Source organism: Nostoc sp., assembly GCF_036917675.1.
In the GTDB taxonomy this organism is placed as follows: Bacteria; Cyanobacteriota; Cyanobacteriia; order Cyanobacteriales; family Nostocaceae; genus Nostoc.
The window spans coordinates 22,547-34,069 of sequence record NZ_JBALCT010000039.1; the positions used below are offsets into that span (position 1 = coordinate 22,547).

The following is an 11,523-nucleotide window of genomic DNA, read 5'->3' on the forward strand; positions in this document are numbered from 1 at the left end:
TCTAAAGAGTTTATTCTAGTGAGTATAAAAATGCTGAACTTTGCATTTACTAGTTAGGCTACAGAGATAATCTTAAGTATCACTATACCTAATTAGCAAGGAGCAGTATTTAAATATACTCTTATTTTTTGGGTGCAAGTTAGTGATGTCTCGATACCGAAGCAGTTGGTGCTGGGAGTTAGGGATAGTGAGTACTTTAGCAATTGCTGGAGTGCTGACTTTCTTTGAGAGTTTTGCCTTAGCCCAAATACAAAAAGATGGCACACTTGGATCTGAAAGTTCAATCATTACACCAAAGCTAATCAATGGTCAGCCTATAGACCAGATTGATGGTGGGGCAGTTCGTGGTACAAACTTATTCCACAGCTTTGAACAGTTTTCTGTCTCTGCGGGAAGGACAGCCTACTTTAACAATGCAATAAATATTCAAAACATCATCAGTCGGGTGACAGGCAATTCTATTTCTAATATAGATGGCATTCTGAAAGCTAACGGCGCAGCCAACCTGTTTCTGATTAATCCTAACGGCATTGTTTTTGGGTCAAATGCTTCTTTAAATATCGGCGGTTCATTTGTGGCCAGTACGGCGAGTAGCTTGAACTTTGCTGATGGTACAAAATTTAGTGCTACATCTCCTCAAACTACACCCCTGTTGACAGTAAGTGTTCCCATTGGTTTACAATTCGGAACAACTGCGGCTCCCATCCGCAATCAATCCCAAGCAGAACCAGATGGCGCAGTTAATATCTTTGGACAAGGCGTTGGTTTACAGGTGCAGCAAGGCAAAACTTTGGCACTCATCGGCGGTGATATCACGCTAGATGGGGGAAATATCACAGCAAAGGACGGAAGCGTTGAGTTAGGAAGTGTCGCTGATAATAGTCTGGTCAGTTTGAGTCCAACGAACCAAGGTTGGGCATTTGGATATGAAGGTGTTCCAAATTTTCAGAACATCGAATTAATCAAATCGAGCCAAATTTCATCCACCATAGATACTCATGGAGACAGTGGCGGCAATATCCAGATGCAAGGTAGGAATATACGGATAGCTGGCAGCTTCCTAATTCTAGTTTATCCCTTGCAAGATCAGTCAGGGGGGAATGTGACACTGAACGCCTCAGACTCTGTAGTAGTTGAGCAAGATGCACAACTGTTTACTCAGAGTTTCTCCACCGGAGGCTCTGGAAACATAAATATCACTACTAAAAAGTTGCTCGTCAGAGATGGAGGACAATTGCAGGGGCAATTGTCCATAAACGCCTCAGATTCCGTGGAACTAATCGGCGGCACCTCCGTTCGTCAGCAAGATGGTAGCGATTTAATATCTAGTGGATTATTTAGTGCAACTTATGGCGATAAAAACGCTGGCAACATCACAATTAACACCAGAAACTTGCGTATCCAAGGAGGGGCAAAAATATCAACAACCTCTGAAAGCATATATGGTTATTTTTCTAACGAAATTATACCAGCTACAGGAAAAGCAGGAAATTTGATGGTGAACGCCTCTGAGTCTGTAGAACTAATAGGAACCTCACCAAATGGTTCTAGGATCAGTGGCTTGTTTTCGGGAACTGAAGGGCCTGGAGATGGCGGCAATTTGACGCTAATGACAGAGCGATTGACCATCAAGGATGGGGCTGCAATATCTGTGAGCAGCCAAGCTCGAAAAAATGTCATCTATGACGGAGATCCAAATAACTTAGGGAAAGCAGGCGATTTAAATATAACCACTCGCTCCATACTTCTGGACAAAGGAACACTCACATCTAATAGTGAGTCCGGTGGAGGCGGGAATATTACGCTACAGGTGGGGGACTTATTACTGATGCGCCGCGACAGTAAAATAACCACTAACGCAGGTACGACAGGGGTTAGTGGAGATGGCGGTAATATCACCATCAAAGCACCTAATGGCTTCATCGTCGCCGCTCCCTTAGAAAATAGCGATATCACCGCCAACGCCTTCTCTGGCTCTGGTGGTAAAATCAGAATCACTGCTAAGAACATCTTTGGATTTGTGCCCCGCACTCGTGCAGAGGTAGAGAGGCTTGATTTAAAGGAAATTAACCCGAATAACCTGCCAACAAGTGACATCACCGCATTTTCTCAACAAAACCCCTCATTAAGCGGGACAGTCCAAATAAACTCACCAGATGTTGACCCCAGTAAAGGTTTAGTGCAATTACCCGTAAATCTTGTTGATGCTTCGCAGCAAATTGTTGCTGGTTGTAATTCTGGTGGAAAAATAGCCAGGAGTTCATTTATTGCTACTGGGCGTGGAGGACTAGCACCCGATCCCACGGAGGCATTGATAGCTGATGATGCGGTGCTGGCAGATTGGATTACACTGGAGCCTGAGAGTAAGAATCGTGCTAGCGGTATTCACAAAAGAGTGGTTGTTCATAAGCAGAGAAATACAGAAGAAAACTCACACGAAGTTAATTCTGTCAATGAACCTACTCAAATTGTGGAAGCCCAAGGATGGGTAATGGATGCCAATGGTAACGTAGTTCTGGTTGCTCAAGTACCCACTGCATCGCCCCATAACTCCTCACTCGTCGCTACATCTTGCGATGCTAAGGAATAAGGATTAAATAACATACAATTTATTTGTTAAGTCCCTGGCTTACCTCACCCTCAATCCCTCTCCTTATAAAGGACAGGGAAGCTAGAGATAGGATAAAGTTTTGCATTTTATTTAATCCACATTCCTAACTCGTCTCCTGAATTTGCAAACGAATAGTGTGTTCAGTCGCACCACTAAGTTGCAATTCCATAATTTCACCACCCAGAGGTTCCAAGCAAGTGAGGAGCGATCGCAAGTTGGGTGTACTTGCGCCAGTATCTACATATAATCGATCTGCTAAATTACTGATCCGTTTCCAAGTCATGTAAAGTTTAGCGATCGTTTGTTCCATCTGCGATGCTTGATTTACTAAATCAGCAGCAATGCTCAAACAGCCGACTCTTTGCGCTTCTTCTAAGGCTGTTTCAATATCAACATCTTCCTTTGTCAGCGCCTGAACTTGAGCCGCCCCTTTGAGATATTTCGCCAAGTTACGCGCTTCGGTAGTTACCTGTTTCAGGGTATCGACATCAGGATTAGCAGCAATTTCCTTTTGGATAAATTTTTGGTGCGATTCTGGCAGTTTTTCCATTTCCTTCACCAGTGGGGCGATGTAGCGTGGGGGAAGGGTGTTATCTGCGGCTTTTTCCTTGACTGCTTCGGGTAATAAATCTGAGGACATGGCTGTCCATTCATCGCTGAGTTGACGCACTTCGCGCCTGGTAATGCGATCGCCTTTTTGTGCGGCTTCACTCACCATCTGTTGCACTTCGGGGGATGCTTTGGAGGTTTCGATAAAAGCCCGTTTGCTGAAGTTGTTCACAGAGCCGGGATCAAGTTTACCGTCTTCAATGAGAGTATCGGCACTATTCGCCAGTTGAATCCAGGAGTATGCTTGACTCTTACTGATTTCCCGCTCTTTTAGCCATCGCAGAAAGCCAGTACCGCGTCCGTCACCACCAATTTTCTCTCTGTCGCGGATTGCCCGTAAAATTCGCCCTCGCCAGATTTCAGTTTGCAGATCAAAGCGATCGCATACCTGCCAAGCTATTTCTAGCTGCTGTTGAAAATCTGACTCTAAAATCTGTTCATCTTCTGGATCGGGCAGTTCAAAGCTGATATCTGCTGGCTGTAGTAAAGCAGCAGCAAGGTCGTTGATTGAGTCGGTGTCTTGCACGATTGATGACTAACTAGTAGATGCGGTCGGCTTATTATGCCACAATCTGTAGATTCTAACCTAAGAGGTGGTGCGGTATCTTGAATTACAGCAAAATGGTAGGAAGGGGTAAACCACTTAGCGAAGTCTTTAATTAATCAGAGACAATAGAAATAAAACGATGAACCAGGTAGACTACCTCCGCATTAGCTTAATCGATCGCTGCAATTTTCGTTGTCAATACTGTATGCCAGAGGGAGTAGAACTGGACTATATCCTCAAGCAACAAATGTTGACTGATGAGGAGCTGCTTACCTTAATTAAAGAGGTATTTATTCCAGTCGGCTTTAATCGGTTTCGTTTGACTGGGGGTGAACCCTTATTACGTCCCCGTGTGGTGGATTTGGTAAGTGCGATCGCAACTCTCCCCCAAACTCAAGACCTCTCAATGACCACCAATGGGTTTTTGCTGGCTCCGATGGCACAAAACCTCTACAATGCTGGTCTGCGACGAATTAATATTAGTCTGGACTCTCTTGATCCCGACATTTTTGACCAAATTATTGGTAATCAGGGTCGTTCTCGTTGGCAACAAGTTTGGCAAGGGATTCAAACTGCCCATCACGTCGGATTCGACCCACTGAAGCTGAATGTGGTGGTGATTCCTGGCGTAAATGACCACGAAGTTCTCGATTTAGCCGCCCTGACAATTGACAAACAGTGGCACGTTAGATTTATTGAATTTATGCCTATTGGTAATGTGCATTTGTTTGGCGATCGCGGTTGGGTATCTTCAGCCGAGTTAAGACAACAAATTTGCGATCGCTGGGGCTTGACAGAATCCCAAGTTCGTGGTGCTGGCCCTGCTGATGTCTTTCAAATTCCCGGTGCGAAGGGGACACTGGGATTTATTAGTCAGATGTCAGAATGTTTTTGCGATCGTTGTAATCGGATGCGCCTGAGTGCCGATGGCTGGCTGCGTCCCTGTTTATTGAATGAAACTGGTCAAATAGATTTAAAAACTGCTCTGCGTTCTGGTATCAGCACCACTCAATTACAAGAGCAAGTCAGGCATTTATTAGGAATCAAGCCAGAAATTAACTTTAAAGAACGCGATTCTGGCATTTTAGGTACATATACACGTACCATGTCGCAAATTGGCGGATGAAAATAGTTAGGAGTTAAAAGTGAGGAGTTAGGAATTATCGTCTTTCAACTCATAACTCATAACTCCTGTACAGACGCGATTAATGGCGTCTCTTTAAGCTTGTCGTGAGTAGTATTCCACCACAAGTAGTTCATTAACTTGTAATGCCACCCATTCGCGCTCAATAACGCTGTTAACTTTACCAACCAACTTAGTTTTGTCAAACTCCAAATGACTGGGAAGGTTAGCCAAACCGGGATATTGCAAGTTAGTTTCCACCATTTTGCGTGATTGTACCCGATCCCTGACGGCAATTACTTCACCAGGACGGCATTGGTAGCTGGCAATATTCACCACACGACCGTTAACAGTGATGTGACTGTGATTAACCAGTTGACGAGCTCCTGGAATAGTCGGGGCAATACCCAAGCGGAAAACGGTATTATCCAAGCGCATTTCTAGCAATTGCAGCAGCACTTGTCCGGTAGAACCAGTAACACGTCTCGCTTTCCGCACATAGCGTAGCAATTGCTTTTCAGTCAAACCATAGTTGAAGCGGAGCTTTTGCTTTTCCTCTAGACGGATAGCATACTCAGAGCGCTTCTTGCGGTTCTGACCATGCATACCAGGTGGGTAAGCGCGTCTGGCGCTTTTACGAGTCAATCCTGGTAAGTCGCCCAAGCGACGGACAATTCTGAGGCGTGGCCCTCTATATCGGGACATGAGTTTCCTTAATCTAATCCTGTTTAAACTTTACCCAAACATTCAATTTTGACATTCCCCTGATCACAAATCAGGGAATTCTTGGTTTTTTGAGGCTGCTTGCCTTGGTATGACGTATCATACCAATGTAGAGGCATCAATTGCGCTAGTTGCTTTAAGTCGGTAGAGCCGACGCACTGGCTTCCAAGCCTGAATTCCGACGTGCCCCGCCGTACTCCTGCCAATAAGTTTTTTGTGTTTATTTAGTTTCGTAGGCTACTCAATCATCAGATTGGTTTACGCAGTATTCTTACTCGGAAATACTTTTTACGTTGCCTACTTATCATTCAAACAGTTATATTAGCACAATTTTCGACATAATTAATTATGTATATACTTTATTCCCGCCAAAATTCTTTGATTGCAGAGGATTTGAAAATAATTTTTTTAAAATAATATTTGAGTTAGCATAACGTTGGGTGTTTGGAGAATGGCAATATCAATGAGCAAAAAAGTGGTTAGCAAAGGTAAGAACGAACAAGTCAGTTCCACCTCCAGGATTCTAATAGTACCAGTTTTGGCTATAGCTGGATGGTTAACAACGATCTTGCCTAATGTGGCTGTTGCTGCCTCTTACAGCAATGATTATAGTGTTTGTGCGGGTCGCCTTTTGAGCGTGGGTGTCACGGCAGAAGCGGCTTCACTTGGTTGTGCAAAGGCACTGCGTCCAAGAGATTTGGCCGCTTGCGTGGTTAAAATTGAAAAGCAGACCCAAATTACCGCGACAGATGCGCTTTCTACTTGTGGAAAAGCCCGGCGTCCTGAGGAGTTAGCTACCTGTGTAGTTGGCGTCAGCTCTAGTACTCAGGAAGCAGTTAATCCAGCAGCTTTAGATTACTGTGGCCGTAGTTTATTGCCCGTGCGCTTTGGACAGTGTGTGGTTGGCTTGCATAGTAGTAAAATAGACCTTCCCCCTACCCAGATACTGGAAACTTGTATCGATGCTAGTGATAGCGTTATCGGTGCTTCATCTTCGTCTACACCGCAGACTATAATTCCTACAGGATCAAGTCCAAGTATCGAGACTAACCCAGTTCCAACGCAACCGATTATTCCAACGCAGCCGATTATTCCAACGCAACCGATTATTCCAACGCAACCGGGTACTAATTAAATTTCAGTGCTTTGTAATTGACTGATAATACAGCTTAATTAGTAGCGTTGACATTACAATGATCACCCTACTAAGGGACTGACAAATAAAAAAACGCCCCAAATTTTATTGTGGGATGGGTGTCCTCACCCGTCCCATTCTTAGGGTGGGCAGGATGCCATAGGTGTCAACTTAAGGTTAAAACTCCTTTAAACCCTCGTTTCCAGCCAGAGGCTGGAAATGCTGCTCTTTGCGGCTCTGCCGCCAGCAAGGGAGGCGGAGCCAGAACGTCATTCCCAGTCTCCGACTGGGAATGAGATAATCTAAAAGCTGCTTCTAGGCAGGTTTTCACGTTAAGTTTACACCAATGGCAGGATGCCCACCCCACAAGATGGATATATTTATTTCTTGTCAGTCCCTTAGCTGTTGCACATTTAACTTGCACAATTAGGGCGCTCATGTTGCCCACCCCACAAGAGTTATGTTTAATTCGGTTATGTAAATTAGATGTTTTTCAGCTGATGATTGGAGCAAAACTAAACAAGGGGCTTTAAGCCCCTTGTTTAAGGTAAACAAACTTCCGCCACAGTCTACTAGTCTTCTCTTTGGCCAAAAGCTGTCTGTAATACGACTGCAATACCACCGTCTTGGTGATATTTATCTGCCCAAGCCCGGATAACTTCATCCAATTCTTCCATAGCCTGCTCCATTTTTTCTGGGAGGATATCAAGTTCTTCCAGTAAGCGCATGGCATTTCGTTGCCGTTCTGCCCAATTTTTCATCATGCGGAAATACCGAGCGGTGTCTTCCACCATGATGTAAGTACGTTCTTGATCGTCTGCTGGAGCATAAAAAGGACGGGTAAGAGCGTAGAAGGGCATTCCCCAAGGAGAATCAATCCGTGTTACTGTTCCTGAGTAAAGTAGACGGCGCTTGATATGCTCACCCAAAGCTTCACTCAATGGCATTTGGTGTTCGGGTGGCAAGTCTTCTTGCGATCGCTTGTGCAAAAACTCAATCAAATCTAGAAACTCAAAAGAGCTAACTAACTGGGCATCAGGTAGATTACTTGGCAGTTTCTGCTCAATTTGTCTTTTTTCTTCACTAGTCAGATTGCTACCAGGAACGCGCGATCGCCCTGGTTGCCAAGGATACTTTTCTAGCCAGACATAAGGCAATTGAATCAGATAACGCGGTTCCTGAGAACCCAGCATCTTTAACAGTTTGCCTTCTGTTAGCGCCTGTCTGACTTCTTCTACAATAATTTTTACCCGTTTCGGTTCCAGGTGGTGCAAATGCCCTGTCATCCGCAGGTTTTGTCCCTGCTCCAAATAGGTCATGTAAATTGCACACTTTGCTGCTGTTGCGGCTGCGTCTAAAAATGCCCCATGCCTGTGCCCACTCGTCCGCATGGCACTAAAAGCCAGATAAAGCATGATCTGATCCATCGCACTGGGGTCAAGACGTTTGATCAGATCTATGTCGTTACTCATATTACAGACAATTGAATAGCACGTTTACAGAGTTTTTAATGGAGTGAGAATTGGTAGTATACACCTGGCTAAAGGCAATGTTTTCACTTCAAACTATATTAGTATGCGATAACTACGAGATCGGCGGTAGCGCAAACTACCATTTTCTCATCTTTTCTGGTACATGAGCAGATTTAGTATTGTTACTATAACTGTCCCTACATCTAACCAGAAAATTACAGATATCACCAATTCTAGCTTGATTGCGGTTTACGTCCCAAAAGTCAACTATGTTGCAATTAATCTACAAAGTCTTTCAGTTCTCTGAGGTTTTTCTCATCTTTCAAAAGCAACAACGCCAACCTATTTACACCTAATTATGGCACTATGCCGACTCGGAGTAAAAACTAGTTTGCGCGGTTCATCTGGGATATCTGTTACTCAAAAAAGATGGATTTTTTCAGTTTTGGCAAATTATTTGTAAGATACAGATGACTAGAAATAATTGGGAATGCTCTAAAAAGAAATCGCTTACCAGGTGTAGCCAAATTAGAGGTTGTTTTTGTGAACTATCATCCCGTTGACAACCTCCAGTGATGTCTCGGCAGTATCAGCCGTTGGCTTAAGGAAAAATAGTAGACATCAAGTAGAGCAAATAATTTCAATTTCAAAATACCTGTTGTTTTTTCAAATATTATTTTTTATCATATCATTCTTTTTGGTATTTGGAATAAATTAATGTATTTTAAAGTTTATAAATAAGGCGTATTTAAATAATTTATATTCTGGTTAAATTAAGGTTTGATGATACTTTTATATTTACTGATAAATCCAAATGTTATTTATTTTTTGTTTTGATGATTTGACACAGAAAGCCGCGATTCAGTCTGAATTAATCGCATAGCTATCAGTCTTTGTTAATCGTGCCAATAACCTCAAGATTAGCTACTAGCCATAGATATAATAAAACATATTGGATTCCATCTGATGATTATTTAGAGATTTTTTCTCAATGAATTTATATTTTTTTCATGAAAGGATTTTAAGATTTCATGATTTAACTAATTCATTGGCTAGTACAAGACCGCAGAAATAAAGATACTATCTCACCAAACTCAAGAGCATGGAAATGAAAATTTTTTAATTTCCCATTACTTGCGGGGGTTTTCGTAGAATGAATGTACTAGCTGTTTAACGGGCATCGCTCCATATATTCATCTAGCTACAATAGTCTCCTACGCTGAAAAAGGGGTTACTCTAAACATTCTTCATCTTCTAGCTCCAAAATGTGCTGCAATGTCTTAACTCCTTGCCAATTTCCTCTTTTAGCAAGTACTCATGCTCAATTGCTTGAGTCAGTAGTACTCATACTGTCAGGACTATTTCATTTTTGGCATAACCCGCCGGGAAATTTATTTCCGGGCTAATAAGTCCAAGTGCCTTAAAACAGACTCAAAAGCTTATTGATAGTCGGTTAAAACCGACTTTAGCCATGAGATGGGGAATTTATTCCCTGGCGGACTAGGGGAGAATGAAATAAACCTGCTTACATATACGTGTTTTCCCTACCTGTATCAGGCTAAATCCCGAAAAATATATTACAAGTCAAGTTATTTTGATTACTGTCCGCTAATCTATTAGGTGTTATCTACACCTATATAGCAGTCCTAAATCATTCGTAAAAACTTAAATCCCCGACTTCTGAAAGAAGTCAGGGATATTGTATCTGACAGATGATTTAGAGAAGTTAGAAGTAGGCGTATTCGCGTCAGGATTCATGCTGAGAGTGGTGAGAGGTAAAGTAGCTCCCACTACATCTAAACTGATTGAACTCGCCATTTAATTCGTGGGATTAGAGGGTTTAACCTGATTTCGCATTGTTTCCAAGCTGAAAGCAGCCGCACCAAAGGTTACTAACAATACTCCCAAAATTTGCACAATATCCAAATTTTCTTGAATGATTAGCCCAGCGAAAATCACGGTTAAAACTGGAATGCTACCACCGATGATCGCCGATCGCGAGGCACCTAGTTTACTGATACCAATATTGTTAAGCAAATAGCCCGCAAGAGTCAGCACACCCAAAATAAATGCGCTTAAAACCAGTTCCAGTATCTTAGAGGGGTCAATTACTAAGTTCCAACTGCTTGGTAAAGGTAGCATCAAGCAAATAAAGCTCAACAACAACATGGTAGCGAAGTTGATTAAAGTAAAAGTCACCGGATGCAGTTTGCTAGCACAAACCCGCGTCAGAATTATGTAGGCAGCAAAAGCCACGCCCGAAAGAATGGCGGTGCTGCTTCCCATCGAAATATTACCGATACCGGTGTTGGGAGAACCCCCTAAAACCAACAATTCACCGCAGGAAATTGCGGCGATCGCACCGATGCGGAATATTGTCGGGCGATCGCGAAACAGAAACCACGACAATAAACCACTAACCATCGGATAGATAAAGAACAGTGCGATCGCCATTCCAGTCGGGACTTGAGCGATCGCAATGTATATTAGCACCTGAGACAAAAACAAAAAGCCCCCACTCACAATCGACAACAGCAAAATCTGCTTGGTAGCTGCATTGGCGGCTGTGGGATTTCCTTTGACTGAAGCGGCCAAGTTTTCCAGGTCTTGCCACAATCGGGGATGCAGTATTGGAGATAACAGTAACATCAGTGGAACTACTACCATAAATCGGAGGGTCAAAATTAACAGAGTATTGCCCAAAGTCGGCGGCAGCAAGCGCTCTACCTCTAATACTCCAAAAATCTGGGAACCTTCATGGAAAATTATCTTGATGGCTATGTTGTAAAGCGACGATACGACTGCCGATAAGACAATCAACAAGAAACCGATTTGAAGCGGCGATAAGCCAGAGGAATTAGGCGATCGGGATTGTGGGGGTTTTGCTTGGGCTTGCGGCTCTAGCGCAGTGATCGATGAGGATTTAGCTTTGCTCTGTGATCCGTTCCTGCGGAGGACAGAAATTGGTTCAGCAGCGTTTCTCCTTCGTGAAGGTGGCATTGCTCCCAGCTGTGGCACAGATGCAGTCGGAGGCTCTGATGTCGTTTCGTTTTCCGCTAAGTCCTGATTGAGGATAGAAATTGGTTCGGTGGCATTGTCTTTTGGTGGCGGAACTACAGCCGCCGTCGGCTCTGATGTCGTTTCCCTTTCGGACAAGTCTTGGCTAGGGACAGAAATTGGGTTCGCGGCGTTTTCTCTAACAATGGTTGGCTCTGATGTCGTTTCCCTTTCGGACAAGTCTTGGCTAGGGACAGAAATTGGGTTCGCGGCGTTTTCTCTAACAATGGTTGGCTCTGATGTCGT

The 11,523-nt window shown here is 43.4% G+C and carries 9 protein-coding genes; 3 read left to right on the forward strand and 6 right to left on the reverse strand.

Annotation, left to right across the window (positions count from 1 at the left end; all coding sequences use genetic code 11):
* The first annotated feature begins 145 nt into the window (after window positions 1–145).
* Entirely contained in the window at window positions 146–2,590 is a 2,445-nt protein-coding gene (locus tag V7K31_RS13150; protein WP_335094775.1) for an S-layer family protein, read from the forward strand.
* Window positions 2,591–2,714: 124 nt separating this feature from the next.
* Here the strand turns inward: V7K31_RS13150 and V7K31_RS13155 are convergent, their stop codons facing one another.
* Entirely contained in the window at window positions 2,715–3,746 is a 1,032-nt protein-coding gene (locus tag V7K31_RS13155) for a hypothetical protein (protein ID WP_335094776.1), read from the reverse strand.
* 160 nt (window positions 3,747–3,906) lie between these two features.
* Here V7K31_RS13155 and moaA point away from each other — a divergent pair, with 160 nt between their 5' ends.
* On the forward strand, window positions 3,907–4,893 hold the full coding sequence (moaA, locus tag V7K31_RS13160) for a GTP 3',8-cyclase MoaA (protein WP_335094777.1): 987 nt from the start codon (window positions 3,907–3,909) through the stop codon (window positions 4,891–4,893).
* Between the two features lie 93 nt (window positions 4,894–4,986).
* On the opposite strand, the gene rpsD is transcribed toward moaA, so the two are convergent.
* Window positions 4,987–5,595, reverse strand: a complete 609-nt coding sequence (gene rpsD / locus V7K31_RS13165; RefSeq protein WP_334902311.1) for a 30S ribosomal protein S4 — start codon at window positions 5,593–5,595, stop codon at window positions 4,987–4,989.
* 481 nt (window positions 5,596–6,076) lie between these two features.
* Here rpsD and V7K31_RS13170 point away from each other — a divergent pair, with 481 nt between their 5' ends.
* Window positions 6,077–6,748: a hypothetical protein gene (locus tag V7K31_RS13170; RefSeq protein WP_335094778.1), complete on the forward strand. Its 672-nt coding sequence runs from the start codon at window positions 6,077–6,079 to the stop codon at window positions 6,746–6,748.
* A gap of 166 nt (window positions 6,749–6,914) precedes the next feature.
* Here V7K31_RS13170 and V7K31_RS13175 read toward each other — a convergent pair whose 3' ends face one another.
* The 4 genes from V7K31_RS13175 to V7K31_RS13190 all read right to left on the reverse strand — a co-directional run.
* Window positions 6,915–7,187 (reverse strand): hypothetical protein, encoded by a 273-nt coding sequence (locus tag V7K31_RS13175; RefSeq protein WP_335094779.1) that lies wholly within the window; start codon window positions 7,185–7,187, stop codon window positions 6,915–6,917.
* Window positions 7,188–7,320: 133 nt separating this feature from the next.
* Entirely contained in the window at window positions 7,321–8,220 is a 900-nt protein-coding gene (hetR, locus tag V7K31_RS13180; protein ID WP_335094780.1) for a heterocyst differentiation master regulator HetR, read from the reverse strand.
* 1,665 nt (window positions 8,221–9,885) lie between these two features.
* Window positions 9,886–10,038 (reverse strand): hypothetical protein, encoded by a 153-nt coding sequence (locus V7K31_RS13185; protein WP_335094781.1) that lies wholly within the window; start codon window positions 10,036–10,038, stop codon window positions 9,886–9,888.
* Window positions 10,039–11,523 (reverse strand): DMT family transporter (locus V7K31_RS13190; protein WP_335094782.1); only part of this gene is annotated, 1,485 nt, incomplete at its 5' end.

What these genes read in the sequence shown, in the direction of transcription:
- V7K31_RS13185 (WP_335094781.1), bottom strand. Translation starts at nt 10,038, where the DNA reads ATGGCGAGTTCAATCAGTTTAGATGTAGTGGGAGCTACTTTACCTCTC.
- V7K31_RS13170 (WP_335094778.1), top strand. Translation starts at nt 6,077, where the DNA reads ATGAGCAAAAAAGTGGTTAGCAAAGGTAAGAACGAACAAGTCAGTTCC.
- V7K31_RS13150 (WP_335094775.1), top strand. Translation starts at nt 146, where the DNA reads ATGTCTCGATACCGAAGCAGTTGGTGCTGGGAGTTAGGGATAGTGAGT.
- hetR (WP_335094780.1), bottom strand. Translation starts at nt 8,220, where the DNA reads ATGAGTAACGACATAGATCTGATCAAACGTCTTGACCCCAGTGCGATG.
- moaA (WP_335094777.1), top strand. Translation starts at nt 3,907, where the DNA reads ATGAACCAGGTAGACTACCTCCGCATTAGCTTAATCGATCGCTGCAAT.
- rpsD (WP_334902311.1), bottom strand. Translation starts at nt 5,595, where the DNA reads ATGTCCCGATATAGAGGGCCACGCCTCAGAATTGTCCGTCGCTTGGGC.
- V7K31_RS13175 (WP_335094779.1), bottom strand. Translation starts at nt 7,187, where the DNA reads ATGAGCGCCCTAATTGTGCAAGTTAAATGTGCAACAGCTAAGGGACTG.